General features: G+C 64.6%; 17 protein-coding genes. 11 read left to right on the top strand and 6 right to left on the bottom strand.

The window, feature by feature from the left end; all coding sequences use genetic code 11:
* The first annotated feature begins 20 nt into the window (after window positions 1-20).
* The 8 genes from nuoI (at window position 21) to HWY37_RS10710 (ending at window position 9,489) form a co-directional block, all read left to right on the top strand.
* Entirely contained in the window at window positions 21-509 is a 489-nt protein-coding gene (gene nuoI / locus HWY37_RS10745) for an NADH-quinone oxidoreductase subunit NuoI (RefSeq protein WP_063642043.1), read from the top strand.
* Between the two features lie 16 nt (window positions 510-525).
* On the top strand, window positions 526-1,176 hold the full coding sequence (locus tag HWY37_RS10740) for an NADH-quinone oxidoreductase subunit J (protein ID WP_175207967.1): 651 nt from the start codon (window positions 526-528) through the stop codon (window positions 1,174-1,176).
* Window positions 1,173-1,481: an NADH-quinone oxidoreductase subunit NuoK gene (gene nuoK, locus HWY37_RS10735; protein ID WP_006217969.1), complete on the top strand. Its 309-nt coding sequence runs from the start codon at window positions 1,173-1,175 to the stop codon at window positions 1,479-1,481. The genes HWY37_RS10740 and nuoK overlap by 4 nt, the downstream gene beginning before the upstream one ends.
* 17 nt (window positions 1,482-1,498) lie before the next feature.
* The gene (gene nuoL / locus HWY37_RS10730) at window positions 1,499-3,535 is read left to right on the top strand and encodes an NADH-quinone oxidoreductase subunit L (RefSeq protein ID WP_176088604.1); all 2,037 of its coding nucleotides are present in this window, start codon (window positions 1,499-1,501) and stop codon (window positions 3,533-3,535) included.
* On the top strand, window positions 3,532-5,034 hold the full coding sequence (locus HWY37_RS10725; protein WP_175207969.1) for an NADH-quinone oxidoreductase subunit M: 1,503 nt from the start codon (window positions 3,532-3,534) through the stop codon (window positions 5,032-5,034). The genes nuoL and HWY37_RS10725 overlap by 4 nt, the downstream gene beginning before the upstream one ends.
* Before the next feature lie 9 nt (window positions 5,035-5,043).
* Window positions 5,044-6,528, top strand: coding sequence for an NADH-quinone oxidoreductase subunit NuoN (gene nuoN / locus HWY37_RS10720; RefSeq protein ID WP_175207970.1), 1,485 nt, complete (start codon window positions 5,044-5,046; stop codon window positions 6,526-6,528).
* A gap of 15 nt (window positions 6,529-6,543) precedes the next feature.
* A complete protein-coding gene (locus tag HWY37_RS10715) occupies window positions 6,544-6,873 on the top strand; it encodes a DUF2818 family protein (RefSeq protein ID WP_175207971.1) in 330 nt (109 codons plus the stop codon).
* A 339-nt stretch (window positions 6,874-7,212) separates the two neighbouring features.
* Window positions 7,213-9,489 carry a TonB-dependent receptor gene (locus HWY37_RS10710; protein ID WP_176088603.1) on the top strand — a complete coding sequence of 759 codons (2,277 nt, stop codon included), beginning with the start codon at window positions 7,213-7,215 and terminating at the stop codon, window positions 9,487-9,489.
* An 89-nt stretch (window positions 9,490-9,578) separates the two neighbouring features.
* On the opposite strand, the gene serB is transcribed toward HWY37_RS10710, so the two are convergent.
* A complete protein-coding gene (gene serB, locus HWY37_RS10705) occupies window positions 9,579-10,436 on the bottom strand; it encodes a phosphoserine phosphatase SerB (RefSeq protein ID WP_175207973.1) in 858 nt (285 codons plus the stop codon).
* Between the two features lie 22 nt (window positions 10,437-10,458).
* A complete protein-coding gene (gene mfd / locus HWY37_RS10700) occupies window positions 10,459-13,941 on the bottom strand; it encodes a transcription-repair coupling factor (protein ID WP_176088602.1) in 3,483 nt (1,160 codons plus the stop codon).
* A gap of 29 nt (window positions 13,942-13,970) precedes the next feature.
* Here mfd and ispD point away from each other — a divergent pair, with 29 nt between their 5' ends.
* From ispD to HWY37_RS10685, 3 genes are all read left to right on the top strand, one after another.
* Window positions 13,971-14,654: a 2-C-methyl-D-erythritol 4-phosphate cytidylyltransferase gene (ispD, locus tag HWY37_RS10695; RefSeq protein ID WP_176088601.1), complete on the top strand. Its 684-nt coding sequence runs from the start codon at window positions 13,971-13,973 to the stop codon at window positions 14,652-14,654.
* Window positions 14,651-15,139, top strand: a complete 489-nt coding sequence (gene ispF, locus HWY37_RS10690) for a 2-C-methyl-D-erythritol 2,4-cyclodiphosphate synthase (RefSeq protein WP_175209214.1) — start codon at window positions 14,651-14,653, stop codon at window positions 15,137-15,139. Before ispD ends, ispF begins: the two co-directional genes overlap by 4 nt.
* Before the next feature lie 143 nt (window positions 15,140-15,282).
* On the top strand, window positions 15,283-17,373 hold the full coding sequence (locus HWY37_RS10685; protein ID WP_175209215.1) for a DUF4344 domain-containing metallopeptidase: 2,091 nt from the start codon (window positions 15,283-15,285) through the stop codon (window positions 17,371-17,373).
* A gap of 76 nt (window positions 17,374-17,449) precedes the next feature.
* Here HWY37_RS10685 and HWY37_RS10680 read toward each other — a convergent pair whose 3' ends face one another.
* From HWY37_RS10680 to risA, 4 genes are all read right to left on the bottom strand, one after another.
* Window positions 17,450-17,968, bottom strand: coding sequence for a carboxymuconolactone decarboxylase family protein (locus HWY37_RS10680; protein WP_042796792.1), 519 nt, complete (start codon window positions 17,966-17,968; stop codon window positions 17,450-17,452).
* Between the two features lie 74 nt (window positions 17,969-18,042).
* On the bottom strand, window positions 18,043-18,591 hold the full coding sequence (locus HWY37_RS10675) for a peroxiredoxin (protein ID WP_006389231.1): 549 nt from the start codon (window positions 18,589-18,591) through the stop codon (window positions 18,043-18,045).
* Window positions 18,592-18,647: 56 nt separating this feature from the next.
* Window positions 18,648-20,042 carry a sensor histidine kinase RisS gene (gene risS / locus HWY37_RS10670; protein ID WP_175209216.1) on the bottom strand — a complete coding sequence of 465 codons (1,395 nt, stop codon included), beginning with the start codon at window positions 20,040-20,042 and terminating at the stop codon, window positions 18,648-18,650.
* Between the two features lie 34 nt (window positions 20,043-20,076).
* The gene (gene risA / locus HWY37_RS10665; RefSeq protein WP_013392162.1) at window positions 20,077-20,811 is read right to left on the bottom strand and encodes a response regulator transcription factor RisA; all 735 of its coding nucleotides are present in this window, start codon (window positions 20,809-20,811) and stop codon (window positions 20,077-20,079) included.
* Window positions 20,812-20,951: the final 140 nt, after the last annotated feature.

Here is a 20,951-nt window from a genome sequence, read left to right as displayed (position 1 = left end):
CCGCCAGGCAGAGGCAGGATATGGAAGCGATCAAGGATTTCTTCGGCAGCCTGATGCTGACCGAGTTGCTCAAGGGCATGCGCCTGACGGGCAAGTATTTCTTCAAGCGCAAGGTCACCTTGCGCTACCCCCAGGAAAAGACGCCCGCGTCGGCGCGTTTCCGTGGCCTGCACGCGTTGCGCCGCTACCCCAACGGGGAAGAGCGCTGCATCGCGTGCAAGCTGTGCGAAGCCGTGTGTCCCGCGCTGGCGATCACGATCGAGTCGGACCAGCGCGACGACGGCACCCGCCGCACCACGCGCTACGACATCGACCTGACCAAGTGCATTTTCTGCGGCTTCTGTGAGGAAAGCTGCCCCGTGGACTCCATCGTGGAAACGCATATCCACGAGTACCACGGCGAAAAGCGCGGCGACCTGTATTTCACCAAAGACATGCTGCTCGCCGTGGGCGACCGCTACGAAGCCGAAATCGCCCGCCGCCGGGCCGAAGACGCTCCCTATCGTTGAGCCCAGGACCTGATCCATGACTTTTACCACTGTCCTGTTTTACATACTGGCCGCCGTGCTGGTGATCGCGGCGTTCCGCGTGATCACCGCGCGCAGCCCGGTCACCGCCGTCCTGCACCTGATCCTGGCGTTCTCCAACGCGGCCATGCTGTGGATGCTGCTGGGCGCCGAGTTCCTCGCGCTGCTGCTGGTGCTGGTGTACGTGGGCGCCGTGATGGTGCTTTTCCTCTTCGTCGTGATGATGCTGGACATCCGCATGGATGCCCTGCGCCAGGGCATGAAGACCTATCTGCCCCTGGGCCTGGTCATCGGCCTGGTGATGGTGCTGGAAATGGCCTTCGTGCTGGGTTCGACCTGGTACGGTTCGGGCCCGCAAGCCCCGGTCGCCGGCGACTACAACAACGCCCGCGCGCTGGGCGAGGCCATGTACACGCAGTACATCTACGCCATTGAAGTGGGCGCCGCGCTGCTGCTGGTGGGCATGGTTGCCGCCATCGCGCTGACCCTGCGCCGCCGTCGCGACGTGAAGTACAACGACCCGGTGGCCGCCGTCCGCGTGCGTGCGAAGGACCGTTTCCGTCTGGTGAGCATGCCCGCCCAGAGCGAGCGCGCCCAGGCGCACAACGGCACCCCGTCCGCCGCCGCGCCCCAAGGAGAACAAAAATGACGCTGACGCTGGCCCACTATCTGATCCTCGGGGCGATCCTGTTCGCCATCGGGATCTTCGGCATCTTCCTGAACCGCCGCAACCTGATCATTCTCCTGATGTCCATCGAGCTGGTGCTCCTGGCCGTCAACATGAACTTCGTGGCGTTCTCCAGCTGGTTCGGCGACACCGCCGGCCAGGTGTTCGTGTTCTTCATCCTGACCGTGGCCGCCGCCGAAGCGGCGATCGGCCTGGCCATCCTGGTGCTGCTGTTCCGCAACCTGAACACGATCAACGTTGACGAACTCGATCGCCTGAAGGGCTGACGGGGTATTGGAAGAAAATGTCTAGCTCACCCAATCTCTACTTGCTCATCGCGCTGGCTCCGCTGGCCGGAGCAATTCTCGCGGGCCTTTTTGGCACCGGGTTCCTGGGCCGTCCCATCGGCCGCCGTGCTTCGCACATGATCACGATCCTGGGCGTGCTCATCTCCACCATCGGTTCGGTGGTGGTGCTGAACGACGTGCTCAACGGCCTGCGCTTCGACGGCGCCGTCTACACCTGGAGCCTGATCGGTCAGACCAAGCTGGAAATCGGCTTCCTGATCGATCCCCTGTCGGCCATGATGATGGTCGTGGTGACCTCCGTGTCGCTGATGGTGCACATCTACACCATCGGCTACATGGCGGATGATCCCGGCTACCAGCGCTTCTTCTCGTACATCTCGCTGTTCACGTTCTCCATGCTGATGCTGGTGATGTCGAACAACATGGTGCAGCTGTTCTTCGGCTGGGAAGCGGTGGGCCTGGTGTCGTACCTGCTGATCGGCTTCTGGTACACCCGTCCCACGGCGATCTTCGCCAACATGAAGGCGTTCCTGATCAACCGCGTCGGCGACTTCGGCTTCGTGCTGGGCATTGGCCTGCTGTTCGCCTACGCCGGCACCATGCACTACGGCGAAGTCTTCGCCCAGGCCGACAAGCTGGCCACCCTGACGCTGCCCGGTTCCGACTGGATGCTGCTGACGGTCGCGTGCATCTGCCTGTTCATCGGCGCCATGGGCAAATCGGCCCAGGTTCCGCTGCACGCCTGGCTGCCCGACTCGATGGAAGGCCCGACCCCGATCTCCGCGCTGATCCACGCCGCCACCATGGTGACGGCCGGCATCTTCATGGTCGCGCGCTTCTCGCCGCTGTTCGAACTGTCGAACACCGCGCTGTCCTTCATCATCGTGATCGGCGCCATCGGCGCGCTGTTCCTGGGCATCCTGGGCATCATCCAGAACGACATCAAGCGCGTCGTCGCGTACTCCACGCTGTCGCAGCTGGGCTACATGACTGTCGCCCTCGGCGCGTCGGCCTACTCGGTGGCGATCTTCCACCTGATGACTCACGCGTTCTTCAAGGCGCTGCTGTTCCTGGGCGCGGGCTCCGTCATCATCGGCATGCACCATGACCAGGACATCCGCAACATGGGCGGGCTGCGCAAGTACATGCCCATCACCTGGATCACCTTCCTGCTGGGTACGCTGGCGCTCGTCGGCACGCCGTTCTTCTCGGGTTTCTACTCGAAGGAACACATCATCGAGGCCGCTGGCGCCGCGAACGTCTGGGGCGCGAGCTTCGCGTACTACTCGACCCTGATCGGCGTGTTCGTGACCTCGCTGTACTCGTTCCGCGTGTACTTCCTGGTCTTCCACGGCAAGGAGCGCTTCGATACCACCGGTCACGGCCACGGCCATGACGACCATCACCACGTCGCCGACGTCGACCATGAGCCGGACGGCCATGGCCATCATGGCACGCCGCATGAGTCGCCCTGGGTGGTCACGCTGCCGCTGGTGCTGCTGGCGATCCCGTCGGTCATCATTGGCGCCCTGGTGGTCGATCCGATGCTGTTCGGCAAGTTCTTCGACGGCGTGATCAAGGTCCTGCCGCAGCATCCCGCGATGCACGAGCTGCACGAAGAGTGGCACGGCTGGGTGGCCTTCGGCCTGCACGCCTTCCAGACGGTTCCGTTCTGGCTGGTCGTGGCTGGCGCCGTTACCGCCTGGTACTGCTATCTGATCAATCCCAAGGTTCCGGCCAAGATCAAGTCCAGCCTGTCCGGCATCAACAAGGTGCTCGAGAACAAGTACTACGTGGATTGGGTCAACGAGCAGATCATCGCCCGCGGCCTGCGCTGCCTGGGCCGTGGCCTGTGGCAGACCGGTGACCGCGGCATCATCGACGGCCTGCTGATCAACGGCAGCGCCCGTGTGGTGGGCTGGGTGGCGGCGGTCAGCCGTCACCTGCAGTCCGGCTTCATCTATCACTACGCGTTCGCGATGATCATCGGCATCATGGCGCTGGTGACTTTCTTTGTGCTGATTCCCCAATGATGGCAAGCGAGATGGCATCCAACACTTTCCCCTGGCTCACGCTTGCGATCTTTGTCCCGATCGTATTCGGCCTGCTGGTGCTGGCGGTGGGCCGTGACGACCGTCCCGGCCTGACGCGCGGCCTGTCGCTCGTCGGCGCAATCGCCGGTTTCCTCGTCACGATTCCGCTGTACACCGGTTTTGACTCCACCACCGCCAAGATGCAGTTCGTGGAGAAGACCTCCTGGATCGAGGCCTTCAACGTCAATTACCACCTGGGCATCGACGGCATCTCGATGTGGTTCGTGCTCCTGACGGCCTTCATCACCATCATCGTGGTGCTGGCCGGCTGGGAAGTCATCACCAGCCGCGTGGCCCAGTACATGGCCGCCTTCCTGATCCTGTCGGGTCTGATGGTGGGCGTGTTCTGCGCGCTGGACGGCATGCTGTTCTACGTGTTCTTCGAAGCCACGCTGATCCCGATGTACATCATCATCGGCGTCTGGGGCGGCCCGAACCGCGTCTACGCAGCGTTCAAGTTCTTCCTGTACACGCTGATGGGCTCGCTGTTGACGCTGGTCGCCTTCGTGTACCTGTGGAATGCCTCGGGCGGCTCGTTCGACATCCTGACCTGGCAGCAGACCAAGCTGGGCTACACCCCGCAGATCCTGATCTTCGTGGCGCTGCTGGCGGCCTTCGCCGTCAAGGTGCCGATGTGGCCGGTCCACACGTGGTTGCCCGACGCCCACGTCGAAGCGCCCACCGGCGGCTCCATCGTGCTGGCCGCGATCATGCTGAAGCTGGGCGCCTACGGTTTCCTGCGCTTCTCGCTGCCGATCGCTCCGGACGCCTCGCACAGCCTGGCCGGCATGATGATCACGCTGTCGCTGATCGCCGTGATCTACATCGGCCTGGTCGCGATCGTCCAGGACGACATGAAGAAGCTGGTGGCCTATTCGTCCGTCGCCCACATGGGTTTCGTGACGCTGGGTTTCTTCATCTTCAACACGGCCGGCGTCGAAGGCGCCATCGTGCAGATGATCTCGCACGGCTTCGTGTCGGGTGCCATGTTCATGTGTATCGGCGTGCTCTATGACCGCATGCACTCGCGCCGCATCGCCGACTACGGCGGCGTGGTCAACGTCATGCCGCGTTTCGCCACCTTCTTCATCCTGTTCTCGATGGCCAACAGCGGCCTGCCGGCCACCAGCGGTTTCGTCGGCGAGTTCATGGTGATCATGGGCGCGGTCGAGCACAATTTCTGGATCGGCCTGCTGGCGGCGACTGCCCTGATCCTGGGCGCTTCGTATTCGCTGTGGATGGTCAAGCGCGTGGTCCTGGGCGACGTCGCCAACGACCACGTGCGCGAGCTGACCGATATCAACCGCCGCGAGTTTGTGATTCTTGGCGTGATGGCGATCGCCGTGTTGTACATGGGGATCTATCCCAAGCCCTTTACCGACGTGATGCACGTTTCGGTGGAGGCCCTGCTGCAACACGTTGCCGTCTCGAAACTGTAAGACAAGACAATGATGCAATCCCAAATCGATTTCGCCCTGGCGACACCGGAAATCCTCCTGCTGGTTTTCGGCCTGGCTATCCTGCTCGTCGACGCGGTCAGCAATCACCCCGAGCGCAAGCCGACGTTTCTGCTGACCATGCTTGCATTGGGCGTGCTGACCGTCGTGTCGGCCCTGCAATGGAAGAATGGCGTCACCGGCTCGACCTTCAACGGCCTGTACGTCACCGACGAACTGTCGCACCTGCTCAAGATCGCGTCCTACATCGCCGTGGCCGCGACCCTGGTCTACGGCCGCGTCTATGCGCAAGTGCGCGACATGATGCGGGGCGGTGAACTCTACGTCCTGACGCTGTTCGCTCTGCTGGGCCAGATGGTCATGATCTCCTCCGGGAACCTGATCTCCATCTACCTGGGCCTGGAACTGATGTCGCTGGCCCTGTACGCCCTGATCGCGCTGCGCCGCGACAACGTCGTCGCCACCGAAGCCGCCATGAAGTACTTCGTGCTGGGCGCGCTGGCCTCGGGCTTCCTGCTGTACGGCATGTCCATGGTCTACGGCGCCACCGGCCACCTGGATCTGGCTGAAGTATCGAAGGTCATCGCCGCGGGCAAGGCCGAGAAGCTGGCCCTGGTGTTCGGCATCGTGTTCCTGGTGTCGGGTCTGGCCTTCAAGCTGGGCGCCGTGCCGTTCCACATGTGGGTGCCTGACGTCTACCAAGGTTCGCCCACCGCCGTGACGCTGATCCTGGGCGGCGCGCCCAAGCTGGCTGCCTTTGCCATCACGCTGCGCCTGCTGGTCGACGGCCTGCACGGCCTGGCCGCCGATTGGCAGCCGATGCTGATGATCCTGGCGGTGCTGTCGCTGGCCATCGGTAACCTGACCGCCATCGCGCAGACCAACTTCAAGCGCATGCTGGCCTACTCGACGATCTCGCACATGGGCTTCGTGCTGCTGGGCCTGATGTCGGGTTCGGTCGCGGGCAAGCCGGAACTGTCGTCGGCCGCCTACGGCGCCTCGCTGTTCTACATGCTGACCTACGTCCTGACCACGCTGGCCAGCTTCGGCATTGTGCTGCTGCTGTCGCGCCAAGGTTTTGAGTGCGAGCACATCGACGACCTGAAGGGCCTGAACCGCCGCAGCCCGTGGCATGCCGCCATCGTGCTGCTGCTGATGTTCTCGCTGGCCGGCATTCCGCCGCTGGTCGGCTTCTACGCCAAGCTGGCCGTGCTGCAGGCGCTGATCAGCGCCGGCCACGTGACCCTGGCCGTGATCGCGGTGGTGTTCTCGCTGATCGGCGCGTTCTACTACTTGCGCGTGGTCAAGGTCGTGTACTTCGACGAGCCGGCCGCCGATGCCGCCCCGATGGTCGCCACTTGCGGCCAGCGCGGTGTGCTGTCGGTCAACGGCGCGCTGATCCTGATCCTGGGCATCCTGCCTGGCGGTCTGATGGCCCTGTGCGTGCAGGCCATCCGCAGCTCGCTCAGCCTGTAAGCGGAAAACGGGGCCATGAACCAGACTCTGGCGGTATGGCTGCTGATCGCGCTGGCCCTGGTCAGCGCGAATCTCCCGTTCCTGACGGAGCGGGTGTTCGCCGTCATGCCCTGGAAGCAGGGCGGGGCGGCCGCGGTCAAGCCGTTCTGGATGCGCCTGATCGAAGTGTTGGTGTTCTACGTGATCGTCGGCGCATTGGGTTTCGCCTTCGAATCCACGCTGGGCAACCGCTTTTCCCAGACCTGGGAGTTCTACGCGATCACGCTGAGCCTGTACCTGGTGCTGGCCTATCCCGGCTTCGTGTACCGCTATCTGTTCAAGCGCCATCCCCGACTGCGCGCCTGACTTGGCCTCGCCAAACTGAAAAACGCCCCTCAGGGGCGTTTTTCTTATGCGCGCTCATCAATTCTCCCGGCTCCCTCCTCCTGGACCTCTACGCCGGCTCCATGGCCCTCCAGATGGCTTTCAAGCGCTTGGCCCTGCTGCGTGTATCAGGGACCGGGAGCAGGACGCCGGACCAGGGTGCTGGCGGAGCATAGGTCAGCAATGGTTCTCATTAGTGTTGTTTTTTGATCCTTTAACGGGATTAAAGCCTTTCATTCAGGTTTCATTCAGCATCGCAGTTCAGAATCGCAAACGTTAAAAAAACAAGAATCGTTGCTATTCACATTCGGAGAAGCTGGTTTGAAGCCCCAAGATACGTATTCGCTGAATACGCTCACTACCTCCCTGGCCGCCGCCATCGCGGCTCCCGCGCTGTTCATCAGCCCTTACGCCGCCGCTCAGTCCGCGGACGCCGGCGTGACGCAACTAGCGCCCGTGCGGGTCGAAGGTGAGGGCTCGGCCTACCAGACCTCGACGGCGCAATCGCCGAAGTTCACCGCTCCGCTGTTGGATACTCCGCGCACTGTGCAGGTGGTGCCCAAGCAAGTGATCCAGGATCAGGCTGCCTCTACGCTGCAGGACGTGTTGCGCAACTCGCCCGGCATTACCTTCGGCGCGGGCGAAGGCGGACGTCCGGGCGGCGACCTGCCGATCATCCGTGGCCAGAACTCGGCCGGCAGCATTTTCCTGGACGGCATCCGCGACTCCAGCACGCAAGTGCGCGATACGTTCAACCTGGAACAGGTCGAAGTCATCAAGGGGCCGGACTCGGTCTATTCGGGACGCGGCGGCGCGGGCGGCAGCATCAACATGGTCAGCAAGACGCCCAAGGTCACGGACTTTACCGAAGCCACGGCGCAGATCGGCACGGACAGCAACTACCGGGCCACGATCGATAGCAACTGGCGTCTGGCCGACAAGGCCGCGTTCCGCCTGAACGTCATGGGCAACAAGGGAGACGCTCCCGGACGCGACGACGCCGTCAACTTTGAACGCTGGGGCGTGGCACCCTCGCTGACGCTCGGCGTGGGCACGCCGACGCGCATCACGCTGAGCTACTACCACTACCAAGACGACAGCATGCCGGATTACTCCATGCCGTATGACCCGAAGACGGGTCAACCGGTGACGGAGACCATGGGCGTGAGCCGCAAGAACTTCTACGGGTTGAAGGGCCGCGATTTCATGAACACGCGCGACGACGTCGCGACCGTGGACTTCCAGCACGACTTCTCCGACAGGCTGCAGCTGCGCAACGTGACGCGCTATGGCCGTGGCACGAACGATTTCGCCGCCACCAACCCCGACGACAGCAAGGGCAACATTCCGAATGGACTGGTGTACCGGGCGCTCAAGTCGGGCTACTACGTCACCAAGAGCTTCGCAAACCAGACCAACCTGACTGGCGAGTTCGATACGGGTAGCCTGAAGCACTCGTTCGACCTGGGCTTCGAATACAGCAACATCAAGCAGGACAAGGACAGCTACACCGAGACCGGCGTTCCCGCCGGCACCAGCGGTTGCGTGACCGGCACCGCCAATGGCAAGAACACTTATGCCAACCCGGCGCTGTGCGCTTCGCTGTGGGATCCGGATCCGGGCACCTACTATCCAGGCCATCTGCAGCGCAATGGCAACCCGGCGCGCTACAACACGGATACGGTCGCGCTTTACGGCTTCGACACGATCAAGTTCAACGAGCAGTGGCAGGCCAGCCTGGGCCTGCGCTGGGACAACTACCGCACCAGTGGCAGCAATATCGCCAAGGGCCGCAACGATCCCGCCAGCACCCCGGCGTTCTACAGCACCAGCCGCGAAGACAATCTCTTCAACTACCAAGTCGGCGTGGCGTACAAGCCGGTGCCCAACGGCACCATCTACGCTACCTACGGAACCTCGTCGACGCCGTCGGCCATCGCTTCCAGCGCGATCAGCGATGCGGTCTCGGTCACGAACCAGTCGCTCGAGCCGGAAAAGAGCCGCACGGTGGAACTGGGCACGAAATGGCAGGTGTTCGATGACCGCCTGACGGTTTCTGCAGCGGCCTTCCAGGACATCCGCAAGAACACCAGCGTCGCCGTGTCGGCCACCGAAACCGCACAGGTCGGCGAGGCCAAGGTGCGCGGCATCGAACTCGGCTTCTCGGGCAGCATCACGCCCAAGTGGAACGTGTTCGGCGGCTACACCTTCATGAACAGCGAAATGACCAAGGGCGCTTACAACAGCGGCGCCGTGGGCCAGGACCTGCCCAACACGCCGCGCAACGCCTTCAGCCTGTGGACCACCTACAAGGTGCTGCCCAAGCTGACGGTCGGCGGCGGTGCTTATTACGTGGACAAGGTATACGGCAACTCGGATTCGACCAAGAACGCCGACGGCACGCCCAAGGCGCGCTGGGTGCCTTCCTACTGGCGCTTCGATGCCATGGCGGCATACGAGTTCAACGAGCATATGTCGGCTCAACTGAACGTGTTGAACATTTTCGACGAAACGTACTACACCAAGGCCTATGCGGCGCACTACGCGGCGCTGGGAACCGGGCGTGCTGCGCTGCTCTCGCTGCGCGTGCGGTACTGATCCGCTGCAAGCATGAAAAAAGCCACCGCGAGGTGGCTTTTTTCATGTCCGAGGAAGAGGCATGCGCTCAAGCGTCTGCCGTCACGAGATCAGCTCTCGAACCAGTTCAACACCCCGTCCAGACCCGACACGTTCAGCGCATAGCGCGTTTGCTGGCGCACCAGCGGCTTGGCGTGGTAAGCCACGGGGAAGCCGGCGATGCCCAGCATCTTCAGGTCGTTGGCGCCGTCGCCCATGGCGATGATCTGTTCCCGGGAAGCGCCATGCTGGCGGGCGAACTCACGCAGGTGGGCTTCCTTGGCGTCGGCGTCCAGGATGTCGCCCAAGACCTTGCCGGTCAGCACGCCGTTGGCGATTTCCAGGGTGTTGGCGTGCGCGCTGTCCAGGTTCAGGCGCTGGCGCAGGCGTTCCGTGAAGAAGGTGAAGCCGCCCGAGACCAGCAGTACCTTGATGCCGGCGGCCTGGGCCGTGGTGATCAGGCGTTCGGCGCCGGGGTTCAGGCGCAGCTTGTCCGCATAGACTTGTTCCAGCGCGTCGGCCGGCACGCCTTCGAGCAGGGCCACGCGGCGGCGCAGGCTTTCCGAGAAGTCCTTGATTTCGCCGCGCATGGCGGCCTCGGTGATCTCGGACACCTTGTCCTTCAGGCCGGCCACGCCGGCGATCTCGTCGATGCACTCGATGTTGATCAGCGTGGAGTCCATGTCCATGGCCAGCACCTTGCACTGCGACAGCTTCAGCCCAGCCGGCAGGAACGCGGTGTCGACGCCGTGGCGTTCGGCCCAGCCCACGACTTCGGCGCGGGTCGAGTCGTCGTGCTGCACGTCGAGCAGGCGGGCGGCGGTGGCGCTGATGCGGGCCACGCCCTGGGCCTGGGCCAGGGCCGCCAGCTGTTCCGCGTGTTCCACGGTCAGGCCGGGGGATTGGACGACAAGGTGATGGGTAGTCATAGAAATCAGTGTGGTTTGACGGTTACTTCAAGGCGCGCAGCACGGCGCGGACGGCGTCGGCGCGGGCCGGGATCTGCGCGGCCTTGATCTCGACCCGCAATTTATCCTGTCCCGCCAGCTTGATGTGGCGCTGGCGCTGCACCAGCTCGATGATCTTGCCGGGATCGACCGAGGTCTTGGGACCGAATTGCAGCAGCGCCTGGGTCTCGCTGGCGTCGATCTTGACGATGCCCAGCGGCTGGGCGGCCAGGCGCAGGCGGTGCGTGGCCAGCAGCGTCTGCGCGGCCTCGGGCAGCTTGCCGAAGCGGTCGATCAGTTCTTCCTGGATCTGGATCAGGTCGTCTTCGTCCGCGGCATGCGCCAGACGCTTGTAGATGCCCAGGCGGGCATGGACGTCGGCGCAATAGTCGGACGGCAGCAGCGCCGGCGCGTGCAGATTGACTTCGCAGGCCAGGTTGAAGGGCGCGTCCAGGTCGGGTTCCTCGCCGGCGCGCAAGGCGCGGACGGCCTCGTTGAGCATCTCGTTGTACATCGAGAAGCCCACTTCCTGGATATTGCCGGATTGCGAATCGCCCAGCACCTCGCCCGTGCCGCGGATCTCCAGGTCGTGCATGGCCAGGTAGAAGCCGGAGCCCAGCTCTTCCATGGCCTGGATGGCCTCCAGGCGCTTCTTGGCGTTGTTGGTGATGGCGTCCTCGCCCGGCGTCAGCAGGTAGGCGTAGGCCTGGTGGTGCGAGCGCCCGACGCGGCCGCGCAGCTGGTGCAGCTGGGCCAGCCCGAAGCGGTCGGCGCGGTGGATCACGATGGTGTTTGCGCTGGGTACGTCGATGCCGGTTTCGATGATGGTGGTGCACAACAGCACGTTGTAGCGCTGCTGGTAGAAGCCCTTCATCACCTGTTCCAGCTCGCGTTCGGGCATCTGGCCGTGGGCCACGGCGATGCGGGCCTCGGGCACGAGCTCTTCCAGGCGGGCGCGGCGGTTGTGGATGGTCTCGACTTCGTTGTGCAGGAAGTAGCACTGGCCGCCGCGCTTGAGTTCGCGCAGCAGCGCCTCGCGCAGGGTGCTGCCGTCCTCGCGCCGCACGAAGGTCTTGATGGCCAGGCGCTTCTGCGGCGCGGTGGCGATGACGGAGAAGTCGCGGATGCCTTCCAGCGACATGCCCAGCGTGCGCGGAATGGGCGTGGCGGTCAGCGTCAGCACGTCGACCTCGGCGCGCAGCGCCTTCAGCGCTTCCTTCTGGCGCACGCCGAAGCGGTGCTCTTCGTCGATGATGACCAGGCCCAGGCGCTTGAACTTCACGTCCTTGGACAGGATCTTGTGGGTGCCGATGACGATGTCGACGCGGCCGTCGTTGATGCCTTCGATGGCGGCGGAGACTTCCTTGGCCGAGCGGAAGCGGGACAGCTCCACCACCTTCACGGGCCAGTCGGCGAAGCGGTCGGCGAAGGTCTGCGCGTGCTGTTCGGCCAGCAGCGTGGTGGGGCAGAGCAGGGCGACCTGCTTGCCATTGGCCACGGCCAGGAAGGCGGCGCGCAGCGCGACCTCGGTCTTGCCGAAGCCCACGTCGCCGCAGACCAGGCGGTCCATGGGGCGTCCGGAGGTCATGTCGGCGATGACGGCTTCGATGGCGGCCGCCTGGTCGGCGGTCTCCTCGAAGCCGAAGCCTTCGGCGAAGGCCTGGTAATCGTTGAGCGGCAGATTGAAGGCATAGCCTTCGCGCGCGGCGCGCTGGGCATAGAGCGCGAGCAATTCCGCGGCGGTGTCGCGGACCTGGCGGGCAGCCTTGCGGCGCGCCTTGTCCCACTGGCCGGAGCCCAGCTGATGCAGGGGCGCGGCCTCCGGGTCGGCGCCGCTGTAGCGGGCGATCACGTGCAGCTGCGACACCGGCACGTACAGCGTGCTGCCGTTGGCGTATTCCAGATGGAGGAACTCCATCCCGCCTTCGCCCATGTCCATGTTGACCAGGCCGTGGTAGCGGCCGATGCCGTGCTGCGCATGGACCACCGGGTCGCCTGCCCGCAGTTCGGACAGGTCGCGCACCATGGCTTCGACGTTGCTGGCGCGCTCCTGGTCGCGCTTGCCGCGGCGGCCGGTGGTGGCCAAGCCGGGGTACAGGTCGTTTTCGGTCAGGAAGGCCAGATTGGCCTGGGGCAGGCCGAAGCCGGTGGACAGCGGCGCGGCGACGATGCCGAAATGGGCGTCCGAGGCCAGGAAGGCGCCGATGGTGTCGGGCTGCGCGTCCGGGGTGACACCGAACTCGTTCAGCATCTGCACCAGGGTCTCGCGCCGGCCGGCGGAGTCGGCGCACAGCAGCACGCGTGTCTGGCCGGCCTGCACCAGCGCGCGCAGTTTGGCGATGGGATCCTCGGAACGCCGGGCCACGCTCACGTCGGGCGCGGCGCGGAAATCCGGGTGCGGCTGGCCGGCGGCCAGCGACAGGCGGCGGAATTCCTTCAGACGGGCGTAGAGCGCCTCGTTGTCCAGGAACAGCTCGGACGGCGGCAGCACCGGCCGTTCGCGGTCGCTCTTGAGAAAGCCGTAGCGGCTGGAGGTGTCCTGGTTGAAGCGCTGGATGGCGTCGTCGATGTCGCCCACGGTGACGGTGACCGTGCCTTCCGTCAGGTAGTCGAACAGGGTCGCCGTTTCCTCGAAGAAGAGCGGCAGGTAGTACTCGACGCCGGCGAACGGTATGCCGTTGCCGATGTCCTTGTAGGGCAGCGCGCGCGAGGGATCGCCCTCGAAGACTTCGCGGAAGCGCGCGCGGAAGCGGTTGCGCGCGTCCTCGTCCATCGGGAACTCGCGGCCGGGCAGGAGCTGCACTTCGCGCACCGGGTACAGGCTGCGCTGCGTATCCACATCGAAGCTGCGGATGGTCTCGATCTCGTCGTCGAACAGGTCCAGGCGGTAGGGCACCACCGAGCCCATCGGGAACAGGTCGATCAGCCCGCCGCGCAAACAGAATTCGCCGGGCGCGGTCACCTGGGTGACGTGGTTGTAGTTGGCCAGCGTCAGCTGGGCGCGCAGCGCCGTCTCGTTGAGCTTGTCCTTCTGCTTGAAGGAGAAGGTGTAGGCCGCCAGGAAGGAGGGCGGCGCCAGCCGGTACAGCGCGGTCGTGACCGGCACCGTCAGCACGTCCACGGACTTCGTCATCAGCGAATGCAGCGTGTGCAGGCGCTCCGAAATCAGGTCCTGGTGCGGCGAGAAGGCGTCGTACGGCAGCGTTTCCCAGTCGGGCAACTGGCGCACGCGCAGGTCCGGCGCGAACAGCTGGATTTCCTCGGCCAGGCGCTGGGCCTCGACGGGCTCGGCGGTCAGGATGACCAGCGGCGCCGCGGCCTGGCGCGCCAGGTCGGCCAGCAGCCAGGCGTCGCCGGAACCCGGAGGACGCGGCTGGGCGTAGCGCGCGCCGGCCTTCAGCGCGGACAGGGTGGGAGCCGTGGAGGGGACGGGCGGCGCGGCGGGGGCGGGGGTAGCGGGGGCTGGCATCAGGCTGGGAGCAGGCATCAAGCGGAAGATTATAAAATCACCGCACCATGTCTGCCTCCCTCATTGCAATCGTGCCCGCTGCGGGCGTCGGGGCCCGTGCCAGCCGCCCCGGGCATGAAACCGTGCCCAAGCAATATCGTCCGCTGGCCGGACAGCCCATGCTGCGCCACGCGGTATGCGCGCTGCTGGCCGACGAACGGATCGCGCAGGTGCGCGTGGCCGTGACGCCCGGCGACGGCTGGGTGGACGCGGCGCTGGCCGGCCTGCCCCGTACGGTGTGGCGGGCCTGCGGCGGCGCGACGCGCGCCGACACCGTGGCCGGCGCGCTGGCCGACAGCGGCGTGGCCGACGATACCTGGGTGCTGGTGCACGATGCCGCGCGCCCCGGGCTGCCGGCGGCGGCCCTGGGCCGCCTGATCGATGCTTGCCTGGCGGATCCGGTGGGCGGGCTGCTGGCCTTGCCAGTGGCGGATACGGTCAAGGGCGGCCACGAGCGCGTCGAGCGCACGCTGGACCGCAATGGCCTGTGGCTGGCGCAGACGCCGCAGATGTTCCGGGCCGGCGTGCTGCGCGACGCGCTGACGGCGGCCTCGGTGAGCGGCGCGGTCGTTACTGACGAGGCTTCCGCCATCGAAGCGGCAGGCTACGCGCCGCTGCTGGTGCCCGGCGCCATGCGCAACTTCAAGGTGACATGGCCGGATGATTTCGAACTGATGGAAAAATGGCTATGAGTATTCCTTTCCGCGTCGGCCAGGGCTTCGACGTGCACGCGCTGGTCGAAGGCCGCCCGCTGATCATTGGCGGCGTCACTATCCCACACACGCATGGCCTGCTGGGACATTCGGACGCGGACGTGCTGCTGCACGCCATTACCGACGCGCTGCTGGGCGCGGCCGGCCTGGGCGACATCGGACGGCATTTCCCCGATACCGATCCAGCCTTCAAGGGCGCCGACAGCCGCGTCCTGCTGCGCGAAGCCATGTCACGGGTGCGCGCCGCCGGCTGGGCGCCGGTGAACATCGACGCCACGCTGCACGCGCAGGCGCCCAAGATCGGTCCGCATGCACCGGCCATGGTGAAGAACATCGCCGCGGATACCGGGCTGGCCGAGACCGAGGTCAACATCAAGGCCAAGACCAACGAAGGCCTGGGCTATCTGGGGCGCAAGGAAGGCATTGCTGCGACGGTGGTGACGCTGTTGGCGCGGATTTCGTAGCCCGCTGCGAGGGCTCTGGCAAGGGGCTTTCGCACATTCCCTGCAATTCATTTGGTTTTGATACATCTTTAACAAATGAATAAGCGGGTCGAATTGATCTGGCATATTCTGCGCTACTTCATTTCGACTACAGAGACATTCTGATGCATTTACGTGGCATCGCCTTGCTCGCCGTCTTCGGCGCCTTGAGTTCGCCCGCGCATGCGCAATACGAGCAGCAATTGGGACCGTTGGCTGGCGCGGTCAAGCAGCAAATGCTGGAGGGCTGGACCGCCGGCGTGCAGGACGGATGGTTCACCCTGCACAATCCGACGAAGCCCGATAGCGAACAGACTCTGTACATGAACGTTGGACCGGCGCCGGACTCGGGCCGCGTGACCGACGTCAATGTGGTCGTGAAATCGGCGAACCCGAAGGCGTCGATCGGCGTCGCGCTGAGCAATCGCGCCAACAAGGCCTTGTGCCTGCTGGAACTCACGGCGGACAAGAACACGCTGCTGTTCTGCCTGCAGGGGCAGAACCGCCGCGATATCGCCTCGGTTCCCAATGTGGCCAAGCTGGACGGTTCCGACCGCATCCGCGTGGTCGAGCTGCCGGGCGCGGCCCGCTTCATCGTGAACGGCAAGCAGATCGGCGACGTCAGCAACGAACCCGCGACGGGCGCCGAGCTTGGCATCATGGCCTATGACGTGGGCACCTTCGGCATCGCCGACTTCAAGATCACGATGACCGGCAACGAATCCGGCGCCGCGCCGGCGGCGGCCGGTCTGCCGGCGCGTGGCGGCGCGGGCGGTGGAGGCGGCGGCGCCACGCAGAAGCCTCAGGCCCCGGCGGCAGGGCAGTCTGGCGGCGACAGCAACCCGGGCTTGCCCGGCGAGGGCCCGTATCCGCGCTTTGGCGGCGACACGATGCGCATCGTCTCGGTGTACATCGGCATCATGCGCAGCATCTTCATGCACGAGTTCGGGCATGCCCTGATCGGCGAACTGGAGCTGCCTTCGACCGGCGCGGAAGAGGACGCGGTCGATATCTACTCTGCGCTGCAGATCGTCGAGCCGACCATGTATCCGTCGGACAACAAGGACGTGAACATCATGGCGCAGGATGCGGCGAAGTATGCCGCCCTGCAGTGGTATTACAGCGGCAAGCTGGCCGAGCGCAGGGGCGCCGACGCTTCGTCGGCCTGGCAGGACGAGCACACCGGCGACCTGAAGCGCTTCCGCAACATGCTCTGCATCATGTATGGCGGCAACCCCGCCGTGTTCGAGTCCATTGCCAAGCACGTCGGGCTCGAGGACCGGACCCGGGCGCGTTGTTCGGATGAATTCAACAAGCAGAACCGCGCCTGGAACAAGATCCTGGCGCCGCACACGCGCGTGGGCACCTGGACGCCCGAGGGCCAGCAGGCGGCGAATGCGCCCGGCGCTCCGGTGAATGTGGTCTTCCAGCCGTCCAAGCGCAAGATCGGCAACCTGTTCGCGAACAATCTGTCGGAAGCGATCTCGAACAACATCAAGCTGCTGGGCGAACGCTACGTGCTGCCGCGTCCGGTGAACGTGGTGTTCAAGGACTGTGGCCAGCTCAATGCCTGGTACAGCCCGCGCGAAGGCTCGATCACCATGTGCTACGAGCTGATCGAGAACATCGCGGTGATGATTTCCGACATCGAGATGGGAACCGTGGGCGGCGAGGTCGCTGCGCAGGGCGGCGGAGCAGCCCCGGGTTCGGCCGCGCCGCGGCAGCAGCCGGCGCAGCCGGGCCAGGGCATGCCTCCCAGCGCCATCGACGAGCTGAAGGACTTGGGCGTGCCGGCCACGACCATGCTGTTCACCGCGCCGTACAAGGGGCCGACGCCCAACAAGATCTACCGCGCCCAGGTGATCACGACCGGCGACCTGGTCGGGATGATCCAGAAAGACAAGAATCTCCTGATCGTCGACACCAGCGGGCTGCGCGACACGGTGCCCATCGGCTATCCGTTGCCGGATGCGGGTTCGGACGGCAGCGTCACGGATCGCCTGCAGCAAGACCTGGACGCCTGGCTGTTGAAGAACAACGGTGGCAATCGGAAGGCGCCCGTCGTGATCCTGGGCGCGGGCATGAACGACCGTTCGGCCTACAACGCGGCGCTGCGCGCCGGCACGCTGGGCTGGACCGTGTACTGGTACCGCGGCGGCGTCGAGGCATGGGCCGCCAACGGCCTGCCGACCACCTCGTCCATGCCGAAGAAGTAGGCGGCCAGACGCCGCAGGGCAATAAAAAACCCGCCTGCAATGCGCAGGCGGGTTTTTTTATTGCTGGACTGGCTGCTTACTTGCCTTGGGCGGCCAGCGCCAGGGCGGCGGCGTTGACCACGGCGGCGATGCGGCCGGCATCGCGCAGCTGCTCGGTCGATAAGCCGTCGTTCTTCAGGTTCTCGTAGTGCGAAGCCACGCAGAAATGGCACTTGCCGATAATCGAGGCCACCAGCGCGAACAGCTCGAAGCGCTTCTTTTCCACGCCGCCGTGGGTTGCGTAGGCGTTCATGCGCAACTGGGCCGGCAGGCTCTTCAGTTGGGCGTCGCCGGTCATTTCCACGTACGGATACCAGGTGTTGTTCATGCCCATGAGGGCCGAGGCCGTCAGCGCGGCGTTGGCGTCGCCTTCCGACAGGCCGCTCTTGAAGGCTTCGACCAGCACCGGGCTGCGCGCGGCGTAGGCGGCGGACAGGGCGGCGCCCACGGCATCTTCAGGAGCCAGCGTCGAGCGGGCGATCACGGCGTCCAGATTCAGGCGGATATCCTTGGCCCAATCCGGCAGTTGTTCCTTAATGGTCGTAAGAAATTCCATAGCTTTTACCTATAATCTAGAGCAGTTAAAGCCCAGCGCAGGACCCGCAAGCGGGTCCCGGGCCGGGCTGGAAATTACAGCGTGGCGCCGCCAACCGTACGGTTGCACGGGCACAGCTCGTCGGTTTGCAGGCCGTCGAGCAGACGCAGAACTTCTTCCGGGTTACGGCCGACGTTCAGGTTGTTCACCGAAACGTGCTGGATCGTGTTGTCCGGATCAACGATGAAGGTGGCGCGCAGGGCAACGCCAGCACCCTTTTCACGCACGCCCAGCTGGTCGATCAGGGCGCCGGTGGTGTCGCCGAATTGGTAGTGACCCAGCTTGTTCAGGTCCGGGTGCTCACGGCGCCAGGCCAGCTTGACGAATTCGTTGTCGCTCGAACCGCCCAGCAGGACGGCGTCGCGGTCTTCGAAATCCTTGGCCAGCTTGTTGAAGCCGACGATTTCGGTCGGGCAAACAAACGTGAAGTCTTTCGGGTAGAAGTAGATGACCTTCCACTTGCCGGGGAACGAGCTTTCGGTGATGTCTTCAAACGCCGACACGCCGTTTTCTTCGTGCTGGTTGAAGCCGGGCTTGACGCCGGTGACCTTGAAGGGCTCGAGTTTGTCGCCAACAGTTTTCATGTTTACTCCCAGTTGTTGGTGGAATTAAGGCTGTGCCTCAAACCATAAATTCTACGCTATGGATTTTCGTTGTCTAATTGATAATTCCTAAACTTCGCTTTGGGCAACTCTATCCTTGCGGTCAGGCCGCCACCCTCGCGGGGCAGCATGCGCAACGAGCCGCCCACGTGCTTGAGCAGGCGTTCGACGATGGCCAGGCCCAGCCCCGCGCCGCTGACGCCGGTGCGCGCCGCCTCGCCGCGCGAGAACGGCCGCAGCAGGCGGTCCACGTCTTCAGGCGCGATGCCGGGACCGCGGTCGGACACCTCGATCGCGATCATGGCGCCGTCAGCTTGCAGTGTCATGACGAGATGCGCCATGCCGTCGCTGGAGCGGCCATAGCGGCGGGCGTTCTCGATCAGGTTGCTGACGATGCGCTTGAGGTCCAGCGCCGTGATGCGGGCGCGCAGGCCCGGTTCCAGCGTGGCTTCCAGTTCGCCGCCCACCGAAGCCGTATGGCTGCGTTCGCGTTCGTAAAGTTCGGCCAGCACTGCGGAAATGTCGGTCGCCAGCTGCGGCAGCGTGCCGGCGGGGCGCGCGTACTCCATCAACTGCCCGATACTGTGGTCGATCTGGCCCAGGTCTTCGTCGATGGCCTGGCGGGCATCCTCGGACACCCCGCTCAATTCGATTTCCAGCCGCATGCGCGCAAGCGGCGTGCGCAGGTCGTGCGAAATCCCCGCCAGCATCAGTTCGCGGTCGGCCTCGGCCTGCCTCAGGTCCTTGGCCATGCGGTTGAACGAGGCGTTCAGGTCGCGGATTTCCAGCGGGCCTTGCTCGGGCAGGGCAGCGGGAGTTTCGCCGCGCGACAGCACCTGGGCCGCCCGGGCCAGCCGCGATAGCGGCCGGTTGACGAAGCCCACGCTGACCGCGGCCCCGACCAGGGACAGCAGCAACGCCGTGGCGCCCCACCCCAGCCATTCGATCCCGCCGGTCAGGCCGATCTGCTCTCGCTCGAACACCAGCCAGTAGAGGTCCTTTTCTATCTGGAAACTGACCCAGAAGCCGGGCACCTGGTTCACGCCCCAGGCAATCTGCGTTTCCGGGCCGAAGCGCGTGCGGATGTGCTGGGCAACGCGTTGCCAGTAGTCGTCGTCGGGGAGGGCTTCGGCGAAGTCGGTGACCTCGCGCGGATAGACCTGGATGCCTTCGTTGGTGGCCAGGTCCAGCAGGAGCTTGCTGCGTTCGTCGTTATGCGAATAGATCAGCGCGGTGCGCGTGATATTGACGGCCGTGATCACCCGCTGCGCCATCTGATTGGCGCGCGGTCCCAGCTCCATGCTGAAAAATACTTGTAGCCACGCGCCCAGGCTGACGAGCATCAGCGCGGCGAGCAACAGGAACGTGCGGCCGAACAAGCCGAGCCGCAAACGTGATGTCAAGTTCCTGAAGGTTCTGCGCAAGCGGGGCACGAGGCTGCGCTCCTGCCCGGGGCGGGCGAGTCGGTCAGCTACCACCGTCCGGCACAAACACGTATCCGAGACCCCAGACGGTCTGGATGAATACGGGTTTGGACGGATTGGGTTCGATCAGCTTGCGCAGGCGCGAGATCTGCACATCCAGGCTGCGATCGAAGGCTTCGTATTCGCGGCCGCGGGCCAGTTCCATGAGCTTGTCGCGAGACAGCGGGATCTTGGGGTGGCGGGCAAATACCTTCAGCACCGAGAATTCGCCCGTGGTGATGGGCACCTGTTCGCCGTTGCGCGTGAGCGTGCGGGTGGACAGGTTCAGCGTGTAGGGGCCGAAGGCGATGGATTCGTTTTCCTGGCTGGGCGCACCGGGATGTTCCTCGGTGCCGCGGCGGCGCAGGATCGCGTTGATCCGAGCCAGCAGCTCCCGGGGATTGAACGGCTTGGACAGGTAATCGTCCGCGCCCATCTCCAGGCCGACGATGCGGTCGATTTCTTCCGCCTTGGCCGTCAGCATGATGATGGGGGTGTTGTCGTGACCACCGCGCAGCCGGCGGCAGATGGACAGGCCATCTTCGCCAGGCAGCATCAGATCCAGCACGAGCAGGTCGAAATGCTCGCGTTGCCAGAGTTTGCCCATCTCTTTGGCGTCTTCGGCAACGAAAACGTTGAATCCCTGCTCGGATAAGTACCGACGCAGCAAATCGCGCAAGCGCGGATCATCGTCGACGACGAGGATTTTTCGGGTGGGGGTGGTGTTTTGCGTATTCATGGCCGGAAATGTAACAGTGGCGAGAACCAGCGGCTAGTGGGCGTTCACAAGATATTACACATTGCGAACCATGGTTGAAATCCCCCTAACATCCCCCTAACAACCGGGGGAGGAGTCGCGGTATTTCGTACAATCTGCAC

The sequence above is a fragment of the Achromobacter anxifer genome, assembly GCF_903652925.1.
Classification (GTDB): domain Bacteria; phylum Pseudomonadota; class Gammaproteobacteria; order Burkholderiales; family Burkholderiaceae_B; genus Achromobacter; species Achromobacter anxifer.
Note: the sequence above shows the minus strand (reverse complement) of the source record. Positions and strands in the feature narration are given on the sequence as shown.

What these genes read in the sequence shown, in the direction of transcription:
- nuoI (WP_063642043.1), top strand. Translation starts at nt 21, where the DNA reads ATGGAAGCGATCAAGGATTTCTTCGGCAGCCTGATGCTGACCGAGTTG.
- HWY37_RS10740 (WP_175207967.1), top strand. Translation starts at nt 526, where the DNA reads ATGACTTTTACCACTGTCCTGTTTTACATACTGGCCGCCGTGCTGGTG.
- nuoK (WP_006217969.1), top strand. Translation starts at nt 1,173, where the DNA reads ATGACGCTGACGCTGGCCCACTATCTGATCCTCGGGGCGATCCTGTTC.
- nuoL (WP_176088604.1), top strand. Translation starts at nt 1,499, where the DNA reads ATGTCTAGCTCACCCAATCTCTACTTGCTCATCGCGCTGGCTCCGCTG.
- HWY37_RS10725 (WP_175207969.1), top strand. Translation starts at nt 3,532, where the DNA reads ATGATGGCAAGCGAGATGGCATCCAACACTTTCCCCTGGCTCACGCTT.
- nuoN (WP_175207970.1), top strand. Translation starts at nt 5,044, where the DNA reads ATGATGCAATCCCAAATCGATTTCGCCCTGGCGACACCGGAAATCCTC.
- HWY37_RS10715 (WP_175207971.1), top strand. Translation starts at nt 6,544, where the DNA reads ATGAACCAGACTCTGGCGGTATGGCTGCTGATCGCGCTGGCCCTGGTC.
- serB (WP_175207973.1), bottom strand. Translation starts at nt 10,436, where the DNA reads ATGACTACCCATCACCTTGTCGTCCAATCCCCCGGCCTGACCGTGGAA.
- mfd (WP_176088602.1), bottom strand. Translation starts at nt 13,941, where the DNA reads ATGCCTGCTCCCAGCCTGATGCCAGCCCCCGCTACCCCCGCCCCCGCC.
- ispD (WP_176088601.1), top strand. Translation starts at nt 13,971, where the DNA reads ATGTCTGCCTCCCTCATTGCAATCGTGCCCGCTGCGGGCGTCGGGGCC.
- ispF (WP_175209214.1), top strand. Translation starts at nt 14,651, where the DNA reads ATGAGTATTCCTTTCCGCGTCGGCCAGGGCTTCGACGTGCACGCGCTG.
- HWY37_RS10685 (WP_175209215.1), top strand. Translation starts at nt 15,283, where the DNA reads ATGCATTTACGTGGCATCGCCTTGCTCGCCGTCTTCGGCGCCTTGAGT.
- HWY37_RS10680 (WP_042796792.1), bottom strand. Translation starts at nt 17,968, where the DNA reads ATGGAATTTCTTACGACCATTAAGGAACAACTGCCGGATTGGGCCAAG.
- HWY37_RS10675 (WP_006389231.1), bottom strand. Translation starts at nt 18,591, where the DNA reads ATGAAAACTGTTGGCGACAAACTCGAGCCCTTCAAGGTCACCGGCGTC.
- risA (WP_013392162.1), bottom strand. Translation starts at nt 20,811, where the DNA reads ATGAATACGCAAAACACCACCCCCACCCGAAAAATCCTCGTCGTCGAC.